Source organism: Streptomyces litchfieldiae, from assembly GCF_031845365.1.
Classification (GTDB): Bacteria; Actinomycetota; Actinomycetes; order Streptomycetales; family Streptomycetaceae; genus Streptomyces; species Streptomyces litchfieldiae.
The window spans coordinates 303,361-323,452 of the sequence record NZ_JAVREL010000002.1 but is presented as its reverse complement, the minus strand read 5'-3'; the positions used below and the strand labels follow the sequence as shown (position 1 = coordinate 323,452).

Sequence of the window (20,092 nt, the reverse complement as noted above, 5' to 3'; positions counted from 1 at the left end):
CACGCTGGGGTAGGGCTTGGGCCTGCCTCGCGAGACGCCGGGAGACGTATCCATGACTCAGCCGTTTCAACTGCCCGCGTTCTACATGCCGTACCCCGCGCGGCTGAACCCCCACCTGGAGCAGGCCCGGGAGCATTCCCCGCGGTGGGCCCGGGAGATGGGGATGCTGGAGGGGTCCGGCATCTGGACCCGGGAGGATCTGGACGCGCACGATTACCCGTTGCTCTGTGCCTACACCCACCCCGACGCGTCGGCCGACGACCTGTGCCTGGTCACCGACTGGTACGTCTGGGTCTTCTTCTTCGACGACCACTTCCTGGAGACGTTCAAGCGCACCCAGGACCGCGTGGGCGGCAAGGCGTATCTGGACCGGCTGCCCGCGTTCATGCCGCTGGACCCGGCCGCCCCCGTCCCCGAGCCGGCCAATCCGGTCGAGGCGGGGCTGGCCGACCTGTGGGCGCGGACCGTGCCCGCGATGTCGGCGGACTGGCGGCGGCGGTTCGCCGAGAGCACCGAGAACCTGCTCAACGAGTCGCTCTGGGAGCTGTCCAACATCAACATCGGCCGGGTGGCCAACCCCGTCGAGTACATCGAGATGCGGCGCAAGGTGGGCGGCGCGCCCTGGTCGGCCGGCCTCGTGGAGTTCGCCGGCCGGGCCGAGGTGCCGGCGGCCGTGGCGGACAGCCGGCCGCTGCGCGTGCTGCGCGACACGTTCGCCGACGCCGTTCACCTGCGGAACGACCTGTTCTCCTATGAGCGCGAGATCGGCGACGAGGGCGAGCTGAGCAATGGTGTGCTGGTACTGGAGACCTTCCTCGACTGCACCACTCAGGAGGCCGCCGAGGCCGTCAACGACCTGCTCACCGCGCGGCTCCAGCAGTTCGAGCACACGGCCCTCACCGAACTGGGCCCGCTGTTCGCCGAATACGGGCTGGACCCGGAGTCCTGCGCGGCGGTGCTCACCTATGTGAAGGGGCTCCAGGACTGGCAGTCCGGCGGCCACGAGTGGCACATGCGCTCCAGCCGCTATATGAACGAGGGCGCGGCACAAGGCCGTTCACCCCTGCTGCCCACCGGGCTCGGCACCTCCGCCACCGCCCTGGCGCCGGTCACCACCACCCGTCGGGCCGAGGCCGCCCGGGTGCGGCGCTTCACCCATGTCCCGCACCAGCGGGTGGGTCCGGCGGTGATCCCCGACATCGACATGCCGTTCACGCTCCGGCTCAGCCCCCATCTGGACGGCGCGCGGCGGCGGCTGGTCGCGTGGACGCACCGCGTCGGCATCGCCGAGGGGCCGCCCTGGACCCCGGAGAAGGTGGACGACTACGACCTGGCGCTGTGCTCGGCGGGCCTCGACCCGGACGCCACGGCCGACGAGCTGGACCTGTCCGCGGCCTGGCTGGCCTGGGGCACCTACGGCGACGACTTCTACCCGTTCGCCTTCGGCCGCACCCGGGACCTGCTGGGCGCCAAGGCCTGCACGGAACGGCTCGTGGAGTTCCTGCCGGTCGAGGACCCTCGGGCGGTGCCCGCCCCGGTCACCCCGCTGGAGCGCGGCCTGGCCGACCTGTGGCCGCGGACCGCCGGGCCGATGCCACCGGAAAGCCGTGCGTTCCTGCGCCGGGCGCTGGTGGACATGATGGAGGGCTGGCTGTGGGAGCTGGCCAACGAGGCGCAGAACCGCATCCCCGAGCCGGTGGACTATTTGGAGATGCGGCGCCGGACGTTCGGCTCGGACCTGACGATGAGCCTGTGCCGGGCAGGCCACGGCCCGGCCGTGCCGCCGGAGATCTACCGCACCGGGCCGGTGTGCTCCCTGGAGAGCGCCGCCTCGGACTGGGCCTGTCTGGTCAACGACGTCTTCTCGTACCAGAAGGAGATCGAGTTCGACGGCGAGATCCACAACGGGGTGCTGGTCGTCCAGGACTTCTTCGACTGCGGCTACCGGACCGGGCTGTCGATCGTGGCGGATCTGATCAATTCGCGCATGAACCAGTTCCGTCACGTTGCCCGGCATGAATTCCCGGTGCTGTACGAGGACTTCGAGCTGTCCGAGGAGGCACGCCGGGCGCTGGACGGCTATGTCCGGGACCTGGAGAACTGGATGGCCGGAATCCTCAACTGGCACCGGAACGTGCGGCGTTACCGCGAGGAGGACCTGCGGCGGCACGCCGGCTGGCCCTGGCCGCTGGGCGGCCCCCGGGGCCTTGGCACATCCGCGGCCCGGCTCGCGCTGCCCGCCACGTCGTAGTCCGGACCGTACCGCCTTCGGTCGGTGAGCTCCGGCAGCCAAACGGCGAGCTCACCGCCGAGCGGCGGCCGCGCACCGGGCCCGCGCGACGGAGGTCAGTGTGGTGTCCACCTGCGCAGGCGTGGGTCGATGTGGCGGGCGGTCCACAGCACGGTGCGCTCGGTCATGGTGAAGATCTCGCCGGTGGCGAATGCGAGGCGTTTGCGGCCGGGCGTCGACTTCCATGGAGACCAGGGGCATTGCCTCATGACGGTCGACGCGCGGGGCGCTGTACGTCTTGAAGTGCTCGTCCGGCACGGCCTTGTTGAGCTTGGGGATGCCGTTCTTCGCGCCACGCGCCATGCCGAGGAGCGCGGATGCGACGTCGGTGTCCAGGAGGTGGGGAGCGTGCAGGGTGTCTTCCTGGGCGACGCGGGCGCGGATCTGCCGGCCGATGGCCCCGCTGTCGGTCAGGAACATGAGTGACGGCTGAGGAGTCAACGACGATCAACGTGCGGCTCGTCCTTCGTCGACGAGCGCGAGCACATCATCGTTGTCGACCTCACTGGTCGCGTACTGCTCGGCGCGCCGCGCGATCCCGGCAAGCGTGCGTGGGCTGGGTGGCTTCCCGGGTGACGAGGGCAAGGAGGTAGGTCTGGAGGGACTGGCCCCGCGAGGCTGCGCGCCAGGGCAGTCGTCGTACGTCGGGACCGCAATGCTCTGGTCGCGCCCTGGGGCCACTCCGCGAAGCCGCCGTTCTCGCCAGACGCCCAGCCGGCCACCGAGCGGCAGGCTGTGTGCCGCTGGAGATATCGCCTAGACTGCACATGGCGATATCATTTGGTTGTGCCGTCGAAGGGAGTGCCCATGTCTCGCACCGTCATTGATCTCGACGACGAGATCGTTGAGGAAGCCATGCGGCTGTACGGCGCCAAGACCAAAGCGGCGGCCGTTCGTGCGGCCATGGAGGACGCGGTGAAACGTCGCTTGCGCCAGGAGTTCGCGGACGCCGTGAAGTCTGGCGAATTCGATTTCACTGAGATCGTGGAGAGCACGGGTCCTGTTGGGACCCGCCCTCGGGACGGTGAGAGCGACGCGGCGTGAGCGTCTTCCTGGTGGACAAGTCGGCCCTTGCTCGGTGGGGGCAGCCCGCCGTGGGGGCCGTGCTGGACGATCTGAACGATCGCGGTCTTCTGAGCACGTGTGCGGTCGTCGAGTACGAGATGATCTTCAGTGCTCGCACCAAACTGGATGCCTCGCGCATCCGTACCAGCCTCCGTGGTTTCGACTACGCGCCCTGCAACGATGAGGAGCACGAACGGGTTCTATGGCTCCAGCGCGAGGCGCTGCGCCGGGGCTTTCATCGGGCTCTCTCACTCTCTGATCTGCTGATCGCCGCCGTCGCGCAACGGCACGGGCTCACGATCCTCCACTACGACGGCGACTTCGACATGATCGAGGAGATCACCGGGCAAACGATGCGCTGGGTGGTCCATCCCGGAACAGCCGATCGATAGGCGCCGGGCCGCTTCACGGAGCGGGCGACGAGAATCGAACTCGCGCTCTCGGCCCGGAGGTTCAAGACCTTCTGCCGGAACTGGTTCGCCTCCGGCCTGCTGGTCGCACCGGTCGTGGCCCGGCGCGGCCGGCAGTGGCGCCGTTCGTCCGCGCCGACGCAAAACCGACCACCCTATCGCGTCCGTTCCGCCCCTGGTGCAACCGCGTGGGTGCCAAACTGTGTCCCCAAACAAGGAGTTGTCCTGCCCAGCCCGCAGTGGAGCCAGGGGGATACGTGTCATTGCTCTTCGTCGACGGGATCTTCACGCCTCAGCGCCTGGGGGACGAGCGCACGGTGAACGTCCTGCTGGCCGCCACCCGGCGGTGTGCCGGTGTGCTGCGGCCCGGTGACATCCTGTACGCCGCCGTCGACTCCGGCGACCGGGGTGTCCTGTCGGCCCTCGCGCTCGCCCTGGAGGACGGCGCGCTGCCCCGGCATCTGCTGGAGACCATCGACGTGTACAACCCGGGCGGCCGGGAGGGGCAGGCGTTCGCCTTCACCGGGGCCCGGTCCGGCTTCGCCGCGCCCACGCTGGCCGCCCTCGACGCCCTGGCCGAGGAGCTGGCCGCCGGTCCCGAACGGCTCCGGCCCGTCAGCCTGGAACTGCTCGTCGCCGCCGTGCTCGCCCATCCCGACCCCGGCGACCGGCAGTTCCTCGGGATCCTCGACTTCGAGGCCGCGATCTCCGCGCTGCGCGACCGGGTGCGGACCGCCGGCGAGCCGCCGCGTGCCCTGCTGGACGAGGCGACCGGGCGGCTGCGGTCCGAGGAGTTCACCGCCGACGCCTGGGCCGTGCTGGAGCAGGCGGCGCGCCGCGCGGGCGACCTCGGCTACGACCGGCTGCGGCCCCCGCACTGCTTCCTCGCCCTGCTCGGCGAGCCCGAGGGCCTGGCCGAGCGCCTGGTGCGGCTCCAGATGCCGCCGCACCTCGGCCTGCCGAAGGCCGCCGAGCTGCTCGCCGCCGCGTTCCGGCTGTCCGACTCCGGCCGGTCCGCGCCGCCGCTGCACCGCGACGGGCTCGGCGAGGCGCTGCTGCCGCTGCTGCGCGGCGCGCAGCGGTCCGCCGGCGCCCGTGGCCAGGAGCGCGTGGACACCCCGCATCTGCTGGAGGCGCTGCTGGCCGACCCGCCCGCGCGGCTGGCGTCCGTGCTGGAGGGCGAGCCGCTGCGGCTGGACGTGCGCCGCATGCGCGAGCACCTGGACCAGGCGCTGCGGGCGGCGCGTTCGGCCGCCCCGCGCGAGGTCGCGTTCCGGCTCGGGCCGGGCGCGCCGCCCGCCGAGGACCTGACCTGGCTCGCCCGCACCCGGGGCATCGCGCCCGCCCGGCACGTGGACCACTACTTCGACGCGCTCAGCCGCGCCCTGCACCGCACCACGGACAACCACGTGCTGCTCACCGGCGAGCCCGGCGTCGGCGCCACCACGCTGCTGCGCGAGCTGGCCCGCCGGGCGGCGGCCGGGGACATCCCGTTCCTGGCGCGCAAGCGGTTCCTGCGCGTGGACTGCCGGGACGTGCCGCCCACCGAGAGCCTGGAGCGGCTGACCGGCATCATCCGCGACGTCGGCGGGCGCACCGACCTCGTCGTCTGCCTGGACGGGCTCGGCGCCATCCTGCGCGGGCCCAACGGCACCAGTCATCTGCCCACGCTGCGCAGCGCGTTGAAGGAGCGCCGCGTCCACCTCGTGGGCGCGCTGACGCCGCAGGACTACGAGGACCTGCTCGCCGGCGACAACGCGCTGCGCGAGCTGACCACCCGCATCGAGCTGACCGAGCCCGACGGCACCGTCGCGCGGGACATGGTGCGCGACGCCGCCGACGCCATCGCCGCCGAGTTCGGCATCGGCGTCGACGACCGCGTCGTGGAGCGGGCCGTCGTGATGGCCGGCGACTTCGTGCTCAGCCAGCGGCTGCCGCTGTCCGCCGTCAAGGTGCTGCGCCGGGCCGCCGAGGACCTGCACTACCGCCGCACCCAGGCGGGCGAGGACCGGTCGGCCGTGGCCGAGGACGACGTGGTGGCCGTCGTCGCGGAGATCTCCGGCGTGCCGGCCGAGCAGATCGCGGGCACCGGCGGCGAGCACATCGACTACGAACAAGCCCTGGGCGCCTCGGTGCTGGGCCAGCGCGAGGCCGTCGAGACGGTCGCCGGCGAGCTGCGCCGCATCAAGGCCGGCCTCGCCGGGGTGGAGGGCGGGCCCGCGTCGGTGCTGCTCTTCGCCGGCCTGACCGGCGTCGGCAAGACCGAGCTGGCCAAGACGGTCGCCGCGTTCTACTCGACGTCCAAGCGCCTCCAGACCTACCCCATGGGCGGCTACACCGAGCGGCACAGCGTCTCCGGCATCGTCGGCTCCCCGCAGGGCTACGTCGGCTACGAGAGCGGCGGCCGGCTGATCAACGACCTGAACGCCGACCCCTATTGCGTCTTCCTCCTCGACGAGGCGGAGAAGGCGCACGGCGAGGTGTGGCGGCCGTTCCTCAACCTCTTCGACGAGGGCTGGGTGGAGGACCGGCGCGGGGTGCGGGCGCGCGGCGACCGGGCCATCTTCATCCTCACCACCAACGCCGGGAACCAGGCCATCGCCGAGCTGACCCGGCGCGGCGCCGGCCCCGAGGAGCTGGCCGCCCGCGTCAAGGAGGAGCTGCTCAAGGTCCGCAGCAAACCGCACGACGAGCCGGTGTTCACGCCCGAGTTCCTTGCCCGCGTCCGGCAGATCGTCGTCTTCCGCCCGCTGGACCAGGAGGCCATGCTCGGCATCTGCCGCAAACTCGTCGAATCCCGAAGGGAGTTCTGGCGGGTCCGGCGCCGCAAGGAGCTGGTCGTGCCGGAGGCGCTCATCGCCCACGCCGCCGGGCAGGCCCACCTCGCCAACACCCGCGCCAAGGGCAAGGAGGGCGCCCGCATCCTGCGCACGCTGCTGACCCGGCTGATCGACACCCCCATCCTGGACGCCCAGGCCCACCGGCGCGCCGACTACGAGCGCTGCGCCCGCATCGAGCTCGGGTTCGGCGACGACTCCCCGGACGTCACCGTCCGGTTCACCGCGGCGGACGGCGCGGAGCTGCCGCCCGTCGCCCTGGGGAAGCCGGCGTGAGCGCCCCGGTCCCCGACCCCGACGGCGCCGACCTGCGCTCGTTCACCGGGCGGACGATCGACGGCCGTTACGAGCTGACCGAGTGGATCGGCGGCGGCGTCTTCGGCGGCGTCTTCCGCAGCGAGCAGCGCATCCTCGGCCGGCCGGTGCGCCGCGTCGCCTGCAAGCTCTCGCGCCGCGGGGGCATGACTGAGGCCGCCGCGCGCGAGCTGTTCACCGATGTGCTGCTGCTGGCCGGGACCATGGACGGCCTCACCGACGCCGAGGCCCGCCGGCACCTCGTGCACGTCTACGACGGCGGGCTGGCGGTGGACGCCGGCCGGCGCGCGTATCTCGTCATGGAGTATGTGCCGGGCACCACGCTCGCCGCCCAGTTCCGCTCCCTGCCCCGGGTGCCCGTGGGCCAGATGGTCACCTGGGCGCGGCAGATCTGCGTGGCGCTGCGCGGGCTGCACACCCTGCCGACGCCGCTGGTGCACCGCGACCTCAAGCCGGACAACGTGCTGCTCGGCACCGATCTGACCGTGCGGCTCATCGACTTCGGCTTGGCGGGGCGGATGGTGGCGGCCGGGTACGCGGCGGGCGTCGCGGGCACCCTGCACTACATGGCGCCGGAGACCTCCCGGGGCCAGAGCCTGCCCGCCTCCGACCTGTACTCGCTGGGCCTGCTGATCTACGAGGGGCTGACCGGCCGCCACCCCTTCGGCCACCTCGTGCCGCCGCCCGGGCTGCCCGACTCCCTGCACGGCGACTGGCTCCACCGGCAGAAGCAACTGGTCACCCCCGCGCCGCCGTCCGAGCTGAACAACACCGTGTCCCGGGCCGTCGACGACCTGGTGCTGCGCCTGCTGCGGTTCGACCCCGAACGGCGGTTCCGGAACGCCGGGGAGGTGCTCGACGCGCTGGCCGGCGCCCGGTCCGGCCGCCCGCGCCCGCCCGCCGAGCGCGCCCGCGAGGAGGCCGCCGCGCTGCTGGCCGAGGGCGATCGACGGGGCGCCCGCCGCGTTCTGGAACGCTGCCTGGACGCCCATCCGGACCTGGCGCCCGACGCCCGGTTCGCCGTGCTGGACCAGCTCGCCGACGTGCTCGACGCGCTGGACGACCCGGCGCGTTCTGCGGACCGGCTCGCCGCCGCCTGGCTGCTCGTCAAGGACAGCGCGCTGCTGCGCACCCGCGAGGAGCGCGCGGCGCTGCTCGCCCGGACCGAGGCCCGCTACCGGCGGGCCGGGAACACCTTCCAGGCGGACCAGTTCGCGTGGCTGCGCCGCCGTGAGCAGGGCAGGGGGTGACCGTGCCATGACCATGCCGCCACCGCTACAGCCGCCGGCTCAGCCACCACCGCTGCCGCCGCCGGTCGCACGCACGTTCCGCAACCGCTTCACGGCCACCGGCCGGATGCGCAACCGCTGGGCCGACGCCCTGGCCCGGCCCGACCCCCGGGAGGGCCTGGCCGCGCTGCGCGAGATCCGGGACCGGCTGGCCGGTCGGCCGGGGCTCGCGGCGCCGCTGTGGGTCCCGTTCATCGCGTCCATGACCGGCCCGCCGTTCCGGCCCCTGCTGGCGGAGGGCGACTTCACGGCGCTGGCCGAGGCCGGCCGGGAGCTGGCCGGCGGCGGGGGCTTCACCCTTGAGGAGGCGTGGCGCCCGCTGATCCGGGCGCGCGAGGCCCGCGGCGAGGACCTGGCCGCCGCCGAGCTGCTGACCGCGCTGTACTGGGCGCCGCAGGCCGCGGACGAACGGACCCGCGCCGTGTTCGCCGACGAGCTGGCCCGCACCGGTCGCCGCGACGAGGAGCGGCTGCGCGTCTACGGCGACCTGCTGCGGCGGCCCGGCCCGCACCCGCCCTCGGTTGTCGCGCTGGCCACCGGGGCGCTGGCCACCGGGTTCGCCACCGAGCCCGAACAGCTCCGGCTCGCCGCCGCGCTGGCCGAGGCCGCCGAGGCGCTGCGGTTACCCGGCGGCGACCGCACCCGGGGCCTGCACCACCTGCTCGTCCTGCGGGACCCGGTCCGGGCCCGGGAGCACTTCACCGCCGCCTGCGCCGCCGACCTCCAGGACGACACCGCGCTTCAGGGCCTGCTCGCCGCCCACGTCCAGGCCGGGGACGCGGCCGGCACGCCCGGCTGGGCGCTGGCGCGGGGCCGGGTGGCCCCGGCCGCCGGCCCACTCGCCCAGCTCGCCCAACTGGCCGACACCCTCATCTGGTTCGACGCCGACACCGACAGCGGCCCGCCGCTCACCGCCACCGCCCTCGCCGCCCTGGCCGTCCGGCCCCAGGCCGGCGACTGGCTCGACTACGCCCGGGGCCGGCTGCACCTGATCGAGGGCGACGCCGACGCGGCCCGCGCCACCCTCGTGCCCGCCGCCCACCACCACCCCGAGCGCGGCGTCTGGGCGTACCACGCCGCCTGGGCCGAGCTGCTGACCGGCCACCACGACGGCCTGCGGCGCCGCGCGGCCGAGGCGCCCCCCGGCGCGGCCGGCTGGGCGCTGCGCTGCCTGCTTCAGGACGCCGACCCGCGGCACGCGGCCACCGCGCCCCCGGACACGCCCCCGGCCGGCTATGAACGGCTCGCCGCCGTCCGCCGCGAACTGGCCGCCGGTACCCGGTCCGCCGTCGACCCCGGCGCGCTGCCGCCCGGCGGCGGCGTCCCCGATCGGCTGGAGGCGCTGCGGACCGCGCTGGGCGACGCCTTCGGCCGCTCCGGCGCCACCGGCATGGCGCCGCTGCTGCGGCACGCGCTGTACCGCCGACTGCCGCGCGCCGAACGGCTGTTGTGGTCCGGGGTGCGCGCCCTGACCGCCGAGCCCGAGGAGGGGATACGGCTGCTGGACGAGGCCCGGCGGCTGGGCCACACCCGCCGCGCCGCGCTGGTCCTCGCCGCCCACCACCTCGGCACCGGCCGCCCCCGCCCCGCCCGCGCGCTGCTGGAGCCGCACACCGACGCCAAGGCGCGACTGCTGGCGGCCTGGGCGGAGGTCGCCGCGTCGCCCGAGGAGAGCGTCACCGACGCCACCGACGCCGCCGTCGCCCGGCTCGAAGCGCTCGGCCCCGGCGTGCCGCCGCAGGTCCACTACGCGCTGGGCGTGCTCCGGCTGCGCCGGTCGCTCGGCACGCCCGGCGCGCGCGCCGCCGTGGCGCGCGCCGCCAAGGACTTCGACGCCGCCCTCGCCGTCGGCTCGGGCAGCAGCGTGCCCCGGGACGCCCTCGTGCTGTCCCTGGCCACCGCGGCGGTCGCCGCCGACGGCGCCGCCGACCCGCTGCCCGCCGAGCTGTGGCCCGCCGTGGCCCGCCACCCCTGGGCGGAGTGGGTCCTCGGGCTCACCGCGCTGGCCGGCGACCCCGACGGCACCTGGCTCGGCCTGGCCGAGCGCCTGCGCGAGCTGGCCGAACAGGGCGAACGGCCGCCCGAGGCCGCCGTCACCGGCCTGGCCGCCGCGCTCACCCGCGCCGCGCTGCTCAGCACCGACGCACCCCGGCGGCACGCGTTCACCGCCATGACCGGCCGGCTCGCGCGGCGTCACCCGCACGCCGAGGTGCGGCGGCTGGCCGACCTCGCCGCCGTGGCCGCCCTCGCGCTGCCCGCCGCCGACGGCGGAGACGCCGCGCCCGGCGTTCCCCTCACCACTCTCGTCGACCGCCCGCTGCTGGCGTTGGCCACCGCCGGGCGCGCGCTCGCCACCGGTCAACGCGCCGCCGCCGTCGAGCGGTTGCGCGTTCCGGTCGGTGACACCCCCGAGGGCCGCGCGTGCGCCCTGCTCGCCGATGTCCTCCAGGGCCGAGCGCCGGCGACCGCGCCGGAGGGCGGCGGCGAGACGGCCGCCCTGCTGCGCGTCGCCTGGGCGGCGGGGCGCGCCGACGACGACCCCGAGGCCGCGCTGGACGCGCTCGCCACCACCGTCGCCGAGTGCGATCTCGCCGCCGTGGTGGACCTCTCCCGGCTGCTGCCCGCGCTGTGCGCGCGGCTCGCCACCGGCGGGCCGCGCCGGCCGGGCCGCGCGCACCCGCTCGCGGCCCCCGTGCGCCGGCTCGGGGAACGGGACACGCCCGCCCTGCCCGCCGCCGTGCACGCCCGCTGCGCCGCCGTCGTCGGCGAGTACGCGCTCGCCGGCAGGCTGTGGCCACGCGCCGTGGCCGAGGAGGACCGCGCCTTGGGCGGCGGCGAACTCAGCGCGGCCCGCACCGAGTTCATCCGGCTGCTGGGCCACCGGGCCGTCGCCGCGCGGGCCGACGGCGACCCGCTGCGGGCGGCGCGCCTGCTGCGGCACGCGGCCCGCGTCGGTTCCGGCGGCCCCGCCGAGGCGGCGCCCGGCGAGGAGGGAGACCTGCGGTGAGGCCCACGGTCAGGCCGGGCGACGCCAAGGACGCCGCCCAGGCCCTGGAGTTGGAGGTGTGCGTCGGCCGCCTGCTGACCGCGCTCTTCCCCGACGTGCCCGACGAACCCGTGCCCTGGGAGCGGCCCGGCCGCTACCCCGCGCTGGAGCGCGCCGTCATCGCCGACCCCGCGCTGCGCGGCGCGCTGCTCGACGACGACGAGGACAGCGTCGCGACGGCCTGGGCCAACCGGCTGAAGTTCCGCGGGCTCGACCTGGCCCTGCACCACACACTGGCCGTCGTCTACCGCGAGAAGGCCCTCGCCCTGCCGCCCGACACCGAACGGGCCGCCGACCTGCTGGCCACCACGACCGCGCTGTGGACGCTGCTGCTCGGCTCCCGCGCGTTCTGGGACGGGCAGGCGGCCACGGGCGGCGCGCCGGGCGCCGAGGACGAGTTGCGCGACGCCGTGTGCCGGGAGCTGTTCGGCCTGCACCGCAAGCACGGCTCGGTGGCGCTGCGGCAGGGCGAGAGCGACATCGCCGACACCCACCTGGGGGCGCTGGACGCCTGCCGCGCGGGCGCCGCCGCCGTTCGCGAGACGCTGGAGGGCACCCGCATCGGCTGGTCGGCGGGCGACGACAAGAGCCGCTGGGCGGCGATGGCCGCGCTCGCCGAACGGGCCATCGACGACTGGTGCCACGAGACGATCGAGCACGGCGCCGAGGCCCTGGAGGACGCCGACGCGGTGGCGCGGCTGCCCGCCGGGATCACCAAGGACTTCGCGACCGGCCTGGACCGGGTGCGGCCCCTCACCGAGCTGAGCGTGCCGCTGCCCCGGCTGCTGACGACCGCGCTCGAATGGTGCAACGAGTGGCAGATGTGCGTCTACGGCCTCAAGTCCGGTCAGGATTCCCGCCGTCGGCAGATCCGCTCCATCCTGGACGGCGCCCGCCCGTTCGCCGAGGACCTGGCCGAGTCCACCCGGCCCGGCCAGTCCCATCTGCGCGAGAACCAGGCCCTCTCCCGGCACTTCATGTTCCGCGGCTTCGTCGCGGACACCGCCGAGTCGGCGATCAGGGAGTACGAGAAGGCCCTCGAATGGAACCCGCACAACGCCAACGCCGAGAAGCTGCTGGAGGATCAGCGCTCCCACGAGGCCATCGGCGCGGCCGTCGACGAGGCCGTGCGCCAACTGGAGGCGGGCCGGGCGCGCCTGGCGATGGTCGCCGTGCAGCGGATCGCGCACCTGCCGGAGGCCCGGGAGGACGTGCGGTCGCTGACGTGCGCGATTCATGTCCGGCTCGCGCTGGACGCGCTGGACGACGACGACTTCGCCGGCGTCGAGCGCGAGCTGAACCGGGCCACGACGTACGCGGCCTCCGCCGAGGAGGAGGCGTCGATCCTCGTCTACCGCGCCCTCGGCGTGCTGCGGCAGGCCGCCACCGGGCCGCCGCGGCTGGCCGCCCAGCGCCAGGTGACGGCGCTCGGCCTGCTGCGGAAGGCCCTCCAGCTCAACCCGCCGGACCACCTGGTCCGGCAGATCCACCAGCTCGCCCCCCACCTCCGCTACCGCTAGGGGACCTGTAGGAAATGAAACCGAACCCGTTCCATGTGCTGGGCCTGCCCGTCACCGCGGACGACGAGACCGTGGTGGAGCACGCGCGCGATCTCGCGCTGGTCGCCGAGGCGCGCGAGGAACGCGCGCTCGCCGAGTGGGCCAAGGACGAGCTGACCGGCCGCCCCGAGACCCGGCGGCTGCACGCGTTCCTGGAGGCGCCCGACACCGACTACCGCGCCGAGCGCTGGGACGACTTCGCCCGGCGCCACCGGCGCCCGCCGGTCACCCCCGGCTCGCTGACCGGGAACGCCGCGCCGCCCACGGCCGGCGACTTCGACCTGGCGGCGGTGGTTCGGCTGCTGGTGGAGGGGCTGCTCACCCCGCCCGACGTCGATGTGCGCCCGGCGCTTCAGGCGGCGCCCGTGCCGTTCCGCCTGCCCGAACGCCCGCCCCTGGAGGTGCGCGATGTCCTCTTCGGCTGAGACCACCCCGGACGGGGCACCGCCGACGGAGTCCTCGGCGGTCGAACCGCCGCTGGACTGGGCCGACTTCGCCCCGCTCCCGGCGCCCGACGAGCTGCCGGGGGTGCCGCCCGACCGCGAACTGGCCGCCGTGCTCCAGCGGATCTGGTCCGACCGGAGCGAACGGCGCAACGAGGCCGACGCCGAGACCGCCCGGACCCGGAAGGCCGCCGCCGACCTGGCCGTGCACGTGGCGCGGCTGGAGTACCTGCTCGCCGAGGCGGCCGGGCCCCTGGAGGCGGCCGGCAAACGGAACCTGCGCCGCCGGCTGGACGTGGTCCGCAAGCAGATGGCCGATGAGCTGGCGGAGATCGAGGTCGTCGCCAGCATCCCCACGGGCCGGCCGTTCGAGGAGGTCGCCGACGAGGTGGACGTGCTGCGCTGGCGGCACAGCGACGAGTACACGGCCGAGTTCGTGATCGAGACGGTGGACCCGGTGGTGCGCGACCGCGGGGTGGTCGTGCGGTTCGGCCAGGTGGTCGTGGGCGCCCCCCGCGATGAGCCGCTGGCGCCCGAACAGGCCGCGGAACAAGGGCAGTCGGAGCAGCCGGCCGAGCCGGAGCAGCCGGTGGCGGAAGAGACGCGAGAGACCAGGGAGCTTGAGGCATGACCCAGTGGGTGAGCAAGGCGGTCGGGATCGACCTGGGAACGACCAACAGCGCGGTCGCCGTGATGAACCCCTCCGACACCGACACCGTGATCCACCAGGACCCGACCAAGGCGCAGACCACCCCCAGCGCCGTCTGGCGCAACCCGCGCTCCGGTGACCTCGTCGTCGGCCGCAAGGCGTACGCCCGCGTGGGCAGCGAGCCGGAGCCCATCACCTCCGTCAAACGCCTGATGGGCACCCGGCGGACCGTGTCGCTGGCGGGCCAGGAGCTGACCCCGGCGCAGGTCTCGGCGGAGATCCTGCGCGAGATGAAGCGCCAGATCGAGGGCGACGTCACCGGATTCGACAGCGCCGCCGCCCGCTGGGTGGTCGACCGGGCCGTCGTCACCGTGCCCGCCTACTTCGACCAGCCGCAGATCGAGGCCACCCGCGAGGCCGCCGAACTCGCCGGGCTGCGCGTGGTCGACCTGCTGCACGAGCCGACCGCCGCCGCCAGCTACCACTGCTGGCGATCCGGCGTGCGCGACGGCACGTTCCTCGTCTACGACCTGGGCGGCGGCACGTTCGACGTCAGCGTGGTGCGCTGCACCGCCGGCGACTTCCGGGTGCTGGGCATCAGCGGCAACACCATGCTCGGCGGCGACGACATCGACGGCGCGCTCGCCCGCCATCTGCTCGGCCTGCTCAAGGAGGACGGCTGGCGGCTCGACCTCGACGTCACGGGCGACCCGGAGGACGGGCTGCGGTTCCGGCGGCTGAAGTCCCTGGCCGAGGCAGCGAAGAAGGCGCTCACCGACCGCACCGAGTACATGCTGCGGGACTCCGGCACGGTCACCGACCAGGCGGGCGACCCCGTCGTCATCGACACGCTGATCGAGCGCGGCGAGCTGGAGGAGGTCGCCCGGCCCATCGTCGAACGCACCTTCCAGTACTGCGAGGAGGCGCTGGAGCGGGCCCAGCAGGAGGCCGGCGTCCGGCTGGCCGACGTGGACAAGGTCATCCTGGCCGGCGGGTCCACCCATCTGCCGCTGGTCCGCGAGCTGGTGGCCGCCCGGCTGTGCGCGGCCACCCGCGACAGCGAGCCCGTCTACGAGAAGGTGGACACCGTGGTCGCGCTCGGCGCCGCCGTGCGGGCCGCCGCCGTGGGCGGCCTGGAGCTGCACGACGAGGCGCGAACCGTGCGGGTCGCGCTGCGCGGCACCGCCGTCACCACCTCGGACCGGGCCATGGTCGGCGGCACCGTGGAGGCACTGGACCCCGGCGTCGATCTGGCCGGCGGCTACGTGCAGTTGACCGCCGACGACTACGAGGACACCGCGGACCTGACGCCCGGCGGCGGGTTCTCGTTCCGCCGCGTCCCCGTCACGCCCGGCGCGCAGAGCCTGCTCAGCTTCGACGTGTTCGACGCGAACGGCGGGCTGCGGGCCAGCGTCGGCCGCGCGCTCACCCACGACCGCGCGGCGGGCCCGCTGGGCTCGCCCGTCACCACCGCGATCTGCGCCAAGCCGATCCTGCTGGAGGTCAGCCGGGCCGGGCGGCGCCACCGCCGGGAGCTGATCCCGGCGATGCGCCCGCTGCCGCTGAAGGCGCACTTCACGTTCAGCCACCCGGGCGACACCGACACCGTGGAGTTCCGGCTCTATCAGCAGAGCAGGCAGATCAAGGTGATCACCGCGAACGTGCCCTCCTCCACCCCGGCCGGCACCGACATCCACGTCGACCTGGAGATGGACGCCAACCTGCTGATCACCGTGCGCGGCACCATCGGCGAGCACCCGTTCGAGGGCGTGGTCGAGCTGCCGCCGGAGCGCGAACTGCCCGGGCAGGAACAGGTCGAGGAGCTGGACCGCGGCTTCCGGGACGCCCTCGCCTATCTGCCAGCCGGCGAACGCAACGTCTCGCACGCCAAGATGGCCAAGGCGCGCGAGAGTTACGAGAGCGCGGTCGCCGAGGGCGACACCGCGCGCGCCGTCCACGAGTTCGGCCAGATGGAGGAGATCGTCACCGGCCTGGGCCAGCCCGCCGCCGAACTGGAGCCGCCCAAGCGGGACTTCGACAAGCTCGTCGCCCAGTGCGACGAGGCGAACCGCTATCTCGGCGGCCGCGCCGGGGAGTTGGACGTGCCGCACGACGCGAACGAGATGGGCCGCGCCATCGAGACCCAGCGCGAGCAGGGCGAACGGGCCTTCGCCGCCGGCGACCAGCGCAGCTACGGCGAGGCCGTGGGCGCGTTGCACGGCTATCTGGAGCACCTGCGGAACCTGGCCTCCAAGGCCCTCTACAAGGACGCGCCGGTCAGCGACCTGGAGCGGGCCGTCGGACTGCTGTCCCTCGTGCTGGAGCGGATCGAGGAGCTGCGGGCGCTCGCCGCCGCCGTCGGCACCGCCGAACAGCGCGCCACCGTCGAGGACATCCGCCGCCGCACGGCCGACCTGGAGCCGCTGATCAGCCGCGACCCGCAGCGCGTCCAGCAGGAGGCCGCGCATGAACTGCGCCGCCTGGAACAGCTCGAGACGCTGCTCAAGGGCCGCGGCCGGGGCGCCGAGGGCGCCGCGCTGCCGGTGGACCGCGTATGACCGGCGCGCGTTCGACCCAAGAAGGGCGCGTAGCGCCACGGGAGTTCACCGTGCCCTGCCCGGTGCCGCTGTGCCGCACGGACAACGCGTACGAGGCGACCGACTGCGGCGGCTGCGGCACGCCCCTGTTCGGCTACGCCCGGCTGCACGCCTACCCGGCGTTCCTGTTCAACCAGGGGCTGGCGGCGGCGCGGGAGGACCGGCTGCCGGCCGCGCGGGACTGCTTCGCCGCCGTGGTCCACTGGTGCCCCGGCGACACCGAGGCCCGCAACGCGCTGGCGCTGGCCTGCCTGCGGCTGGGCGACCCGGAGGAGGCGCGCCGGCAGTGGGCGGAGGTGCTGGACCGCCGGCCCGACGACGACAAGGCGCGCCGGGGCCTCAGTCTTCTGGGGGCCGGCCCTCCCGACCGCCTTCCTGATCCAGGAACTGGCTGAGGCGCGCGGGGTCCACGCCGAGCTTGCGCAGCATGGCGTGGGCCCCCGACTTCTCGTCGGCCAGCAGCGCGGCGAGCAGGGCGGTCTCGCTCACGACGCCGCCCGCCTCGTCCGCCGTGGCTTCGTGCCGCAGGGTCTCCAGCGCCTTGCGGACGCGCGGGGACAGCTCGCGGGGGCGCGGCACCAGCATGTTCGTGAGCTGCTGGAGCGCGCGCTCCCCGGCCGCGCCCTGATCGGCCAGGCCGCGGCGCAGCGTCTCGCTGTCCAGGGCGCCGAACGCGAGCAGCAGCGTGTGCGAGCCGATGATCTCGCCGTTGCCCTTGGCGATCAGCCGGGCCAGGCGCAGGGCGTTGGCCGCGTCCCGGCTGAAGGTGTCCACGCGCAGCTTCCCGTTGCCGTTGTCCACGTTGGCCGGGGGCCGCCGGGGCTCGCCGTTCACCGCGCCGTTCACCGGGCCGTTGACCGCGTCGTGCACCGGGTCGTTCGGCGCGTCGTTCCCCGCGTCGCGGGGGAGCAGCAGCCGCTCCAGCGGTATGCGGTAGATCTCCAGCAACTGGGCCGAGATCCCGCCGCCCAGCTCGACGAACGCCTCGGCGATGTCGTTCGTCGTGACCGCCAGGCGTCCGTCCCCCAGGGCGCGCCCCTCCGCCTCGACGAGCACCCGGGTGACCGTGCCGGACAGCTCGACCTCGCCGTCGGGCGAGCCGCCCAGGCCCACCTCCACCACCATCCGCAACACCTCGGTGATGGTGGCCAGTTGGGCCGTTCCGATGTCCTTCTCGACGCGCTGGCGGCGCTCCTTCTCGCCGAGCAGGCCGAGCAGCAGATCGATGGAGGTGACGATGCCGCGTGGCGCGGCGTCCTTCCGCACCAGGGCCATCAGCGCGGCGGCGTCCGGCGTCAGGTTCTCCCCCGGGCCGCTGCGGGGCGTCATGTCGAGCGTCGGGTCCGGCGCCTCCCCGGTGAGGCGCGTGGCGGGGTCGCCGTAGAGGAGGAACGCCGCCCACGCGGCGATGGACTCCTCCCGCAGCCGGGCGCGCGCGCCCCGTACGGCCGCGCCCGCGCACACCCCGCGCAGCAGCCGCCCGTAGAACTCCTCGGCGAACCGCCACGCGCCGCCGTCCGCCACCTCGGCCCGGGTGCCGACGACCAGTTGGGAACCCATCGCCATGAACGCCTGCGCCAGCCCGGTGGCCCGGCCGGCCGAGGCGCAGCCGTTGATGAACACCACGGGGGGCGTGCCGCGCGCCGACAGGGTCCGCAGGCCGTTGAGGTCGAGCAGATCCCGCTGGTACATCACCAGTCCGGCCGTGCCGGCGCCGGTCGCCGCGTGGCCGCAGAAGTGGAAGAGGTCGTACGGCTCCCGGACGGCGGCCAGCTCCCTGATGACGTCGGCGGCGCCGGCGTCGGCGCCGGTCAGCACCTTGGCCTTGATGTCCCGCTCGTCCAGCCAGGCCGCGAGGCGCTCCAGCTCGTCGCGGGCGGCGGGCAGATCGCCGAGCGTGTCGCCGACGAGCAGGGCGCGGCGCGGCGTGCCGGCCGCGCGGCCGGTGACCTGTTTGTCGGGGATGGCCGGGCGCCGCCCGAGCTCGTGCGTCAGCCCGAGGAAGTCCCGGCCGTCGTGGAGCAGCTCCCAGGGGATGCTTTCGGCGGCCTTGTTCTCCCGGACCAGCAGCGGCCCGGTGATCTCCCGCAGCCGCCCCACCAGGCTGGGGCGCTGCCCGCCGGAGAACGGGAAGAGGTGCTCGTAGACGATCGCCCCGCGATCGGCCAGCTCGTGCTCCGGATGGCCGCCGTCGTCCGCCGCCTGGTTCAGCAGCTTGTCGATCGAGGCGCACCAGTCGTGGATCAGCGTCGGCGTGACACGCGAGTTGTCCTCGGTCTCCAGCGCGCCGCTGCCCGACCGCAGCTCGTAGGTGAGGTCGGTGTACGGGCCCTGCTGATTCCCCCGCACGTCCAGCAGTCTCGCGATGGTCGTCATGCGTCCGGCTCCCGTCCGTCGTGCCGCCGGAGGAACTCATCGAGAGCGCGCAGCTCGGCGTCGGTCGACGGTTCGGTGATGACCAGGACGGAGTCCCCGATCCGGATCTCCACCGAGGACGGCGCGGGGTGCTGCGCCGCGCGCCGCGCACGCCCCTCGATCAGCCACCGGCGCACCACGTCCACGATGGCGACGAGCGAGCCGGCGGTGCTCATCGCGAGGGTCGCCTGCTCGACGAAGTCGCCCGCCCGCCGCCCGGGCGGCGGCGGCCCGACCCACTGCGGGGCCACCCGGGTCGCGGCCCCGGCGTCGTACAGCTCCCGGCTCAGCTCCTCCAGTGCGCCCGGCGGTACCTCACCGCGCAGAGCCAGCTCGCAGTCCACAGTGTCAGCCCCCTCCTGTGTGTAACTATCCTGCCACGCCCCGCACTTCCTGTTCGCGATTCGGCAACCCCGGGCGGCAGCCGCTCGCCGCGTCGCTCGGGCTGCTGCTGCCCAAGGACCTGGCGGGTGAGCGCACGATGTGGGCGCTGGTCACCAAGTTCTCCCGGATCCCGTACCACGAACGGGCCGCCGCCGCGCTGGAGCCCTACCGGGCGGACCCGGCCGACGGGGCGGGCTGCCCGGGCGGCTGTGGCTGCGCCGGCCGCTGCGGCGGAGGGCTGGCGCGCCCGTACTCCCGGCGGCGTACGGTGCGTCCGGGGAGGGGGACTCGGGGAGTAACGCGGTGACCTCCTCCCGGCCGATGCGCGGACGGCCGGTGACCGCGAGCCTAGGGGCGGTGGAACTCCCCGATTCCGTAAGGAGAGCCAGGGCATGGGCGATGACCAGGAGCTCGCGGACTTCGGCCGGCGGTGGGCCCGGGCGGAGCTGAAGGGCGACACCGAGGCGCTGGCCGCGCTGCTGACCAGCGACTTCTCGGCGGTCGGGCCGCGCGGCTTCGTCCTCGACAAGGAGAAGTGGCTGGAGCGTTATACGTCGGGTGCCCTCGTGCACGACTCGTTCGACTGGGAGAACGTCGAGATCCGCCGCTACGGCGACGCGGCCGTCGCGCTGGGGGTGCAGAGCCAGCAGAGCATCTACGAGGGCCGGGACGTGGACGGGCACTTCCGCATCAGCCAGTTCCTCACGGCGGCCGACGGCCAGTGGCGGCTGGCGGGGCTGCACCTGAGCGCGATCGCCGTCCGCCCGCCGGCCTGAGCCGCACGACCCGACCA

General features: G+C 74.5%; 16 protein-coding genes. 13 read left to right on the top strand and 3 right to left on the bottom strand.

Going from position 1 to position 20,092, the window contains the following annotated elements; genetic code table 11:
- Positions 1 to 52 precede the first annotated feature (52 nt).
- Complete coding sequence (locus RM590_RS04985; RefSeq protein WP_311703125.1) at positions 53 to 2,251, top strand: terpene synthase family protein; 2,199 nt, start codon at positions 53 to 55, stop codon at positions 2,249 to 2,251.
- 51 nt (positions 2,252 to 2,302) lie between these two features.
- Here the strand turns inward: RM590_RS04985 and RM590_RS04980 are convergent, their stop codons facing one another.
- Positions 2,303 to 2,710, bottom strand: a complete 408-nt coding sequence (locus RM590_RS04980; protein WP_311703124.1) for a hypothetical protein — start codon at positions 2,708 to 2,710, stop codon at positions 2,303 to 2,305.
- Between the two features lie 387 nt (positions 2,711 to 3,097).
- On the opposite strand from RM590_RS04980, the gene RM590_RS04975 reads away from it, so the two are divergent.
- The 10 genes from RM590_RS04975 (at position 3,098) to RM590_RS04930 (ending at position 16,895) form a co-directional block, all read left to right on the top strand.
- A complete protein-coding gene (locus tag RM590_RS04975) occupies positions 3,098 to 3,334 on the top strand; it encodes a type II toxin-antitoxin system VapB family antitoxin (RefSeq protein WP_311703123.1) in 237 nt (78 codons plus the stop codon).
- Positions 3,331 to 3,747 carry a PIN domain nuclease gene (locus RM590_RS04970; protein ID WP_311703122.1) on the top strand — a complete coding sequence of 139 codons (417 nt, stop codon included), beginning with the start codon at positions 3,331 to 3,333 and terminating at the stop codon, positions 3,745 to 3,747. The genes RM590_RS04975 and RM590_RS04970 overlap by 4 nt, the downstream gene beginning before the upstream one ends.
- Before the next feature lie 275 nt (positions 3,748 to 4,022).
- Complete coding sequence (locus RM590_RS04965) at positions 4,023 to 6,878, top strand: AAA family ATPase (RefSeq protein WP_311703121.1); 2,856 nt, start codon at positions 4,023 to 4,025, stop codon at positions 6,876 to 6,878.
- Positions 6,875 to 8,167 (top strand): serine/threonine-protein kinase, encoded by a 1,293-nt coding sequence (locus tag RM590_RS04960; protein WP_311703120.1) that lies wholly within the window; start codon positions 6,875 to 6,877, stop codon positions 8,165 to 8,167. The genes RM590_RS04965 and RM590_RS04960 overlap by 4 nt, the downstream gene beginning before the upstream one ends.
- Positions 8,168 to 8,174: 7 nt before the next feature.
- Complete coding sequence (locus RM590_RS04955; RefSeq protein ID WP_311703119.1) at positions 8,175 to 11,213, top strand: hypothetical protein; 3,039 nt, start codon at positions 8,175 to 8,177, stop codon at positions 11,211 to 11,213.
- Positions 11,210 to 12,772: a hypothetical protein gene (locus tag RM590_RS04950; protein ID WP_311703118.1), complete on the top strand. Its 1,563-nt coding sequence runs from the start codon at positions 11,210 to 11,212 to the stop codon at positions 12,770 to 12,772. Before RM590_RS04955 ends, RM590_RS04950 begins: the two co-directional genes overlap by 4 nt.
- Positions 12,773 to 12,786: 14 nt before the next feature.
- Positions 12,787 to 13,236, top strand: coding sequence for a hypothetical protein (locus tag RM590_RS04945; RefSeq protein WP_311703117.1), 450 nt, complete (start codon positions 12,787 to 12,789; stop codon positions 13,234 to 13,236).
- On the top strand, positions 13,220 to 13,885 hold the full coding sequence (locus tag RM590_RS04940; RefSeq protein WP_311703116.1) for a hypothetical protein: 666 nt from the start codon (positions 13,220 to 13,222) through the stop codon (positions 13,883 to 13,885). Before RM590_RS04945 ends, RM590_RS04940 begins: the two co-directional genes overlap by 17 nt.
- Entirely contained in the window at positions 13,882 to 16,461 is a 2,580-nt protein-coding gene (locus RM590_RS04935) for an Hsp70 family protein (protein ID WP_311703115.1), read from the top strand. Before RM590_RS04940 ends, RM590_RS04935 begins: the two co-directional genes overlap by 4 nt.
- A gap of 50 nt (positions 16,462 to 16,511) precedes the next feature.
- Positions 16,512 to 16,895 carry a tetratricopeptide repeat protein gene (locus RM590_RS04930; protein WP_311703114.1) on the top strand — a complete coding sequence of 128 codons (384 nt, stop codon included), beginning with the start codon at positions 16,512 to 16,514 and terminating at the stop codon, positions 16,893 to 16,895.
- On the opposite strand, the gene RM590_RS04925 is transcribed toward RM590_RS04930, so the two are convergent.
- Positions 16,840 to 18,876 (bottom strand): CHAT domain-containing protein, encoded by a 2,037-nt coding sequence (locus RM590_RS04925; RefSeq protein ID WP_311703113.1) that lies wholly within the window; start codon positions 18,874 to 18,876, stop codon positions 16,840 to 16,842. The genes RM590_RS04930 and RM590_RS04925 overlap by 56 nt on opposite strands.
- Positions 18,873 to 19,259, bottom strand: coding sequence for a hypothetical protein (locus RM590_RS04920; protein WP_311703112.1), 387 nt, complete (start codon positions 19,257 to 19,259; stop codon positions 18,873 to 18,875). The genes RM590_RS04925 and RM590_RS04920 overlap by 4 nt, the downstream gene beginning before the upstream one ends.
- Positions 19,260 to 19,276: 17 nt before the next feature.
- Here RM590_RS04920 and RM590_RS04915 point away from each other — a divergent pair, with 17 nt between their 5' ends.
- The gene (locus RM590_RS04915; RefSeq protein ID WP_311703111.1) at positions 19,277 to 19,606 is read left to right on the top strand and encodes a hypothetical protein; all 330 of its coding nucleotides are present in this window, start codon (positions 19,277 to 19,279) and stop codon (positions 19,604 to 19,606) included.
- An 85-nt stretch (positions 19,607 to 19,691) separates the two neighbouring features.
- The gene (locus tag RM590_RS04910) at positions 19,692 to 20,075 is read left to right on the top strand and encodes a nuclear transport factor 2 family protein (protein ID WP_311703110.1); all 384 of its coding nucleotides are present in this window, start codon (positions 19,692 to 19,694) and stop codon (positions 20,073 to 20,075) included.
- Positions 20,076 to 20,092 lie beyond the last annotated feature (17 nt).

What these genes read in the sequence shown, in the direction of transcription:
- RM590_RS04985 (WP_311703125.1), top strand. Translation starts at nt 53, where the DNA reads ATGACTCAGCCGTTTCAACTGCCCGCGTTCTACATGCCGTACCCCGCG.
- RM590_RS04910 (WP_311703110.1), top strand. Translation starts at nt 19,692, where the DNA reads ATGGGCGATGACCAGGAGCTCGCGGACTTCGGCCGGCGGTGGGCCCGG.
- RM590_RS04955 (WP_311703119.1), top strand. Translation starts at nt 8,175, where the DNA reads ATGACCATGCCGCCACCGCTACAGCCGCCGGCTCAGCCACCACCGCTG.
- RM590_RS04925 (WP_311703113.1), bottom strand. Translation starts at nt 18,876, where the DNA reads ATGACGACCATCGCGAGACTGCTGGACGTGCGGGGGAATCAGCAGGGC.
- RM590_RS04935 (WP_311703115.1), top strand. Translation starts at nt 13,882, where the DNA reads ATGACCCAGTGGGTGAGCAAGGCGGTCGGGATCGACCTGGGAACGACC.
- RM590_RS04980 (WP_311703124.1), bottom strand. Translation starts at nt 2,710, where the DNA reads ATGTTCCTGACCGACAGCGGGGCCATCGGCCGGCAGATCCGCGCCCGC.
- RM590_RS04975 (WP_311703123.1), top strand. Translation starts at nt 3,098, where the DNA reads ATGTCTCGCACCGTCATTGATCTCGACGACGAGATCGTTGAGGAAGCC.
- RM590_RS04945 (WP_311703117.1), top strand. Translation starts at nt 12,787, where the DNA reads ATGAAACCGAACCCGTTCCATGTGCTGGGCCTGCCCGTCACCGCGGAC.
- RM590_RS04940 (WP_311703116.1), top strand. Translation starts at nt 13,220, where the DNA reads ATGTCCTCTTCGGCTGAGACCACCCCGGACGGGGCACCGCCGACGGAG.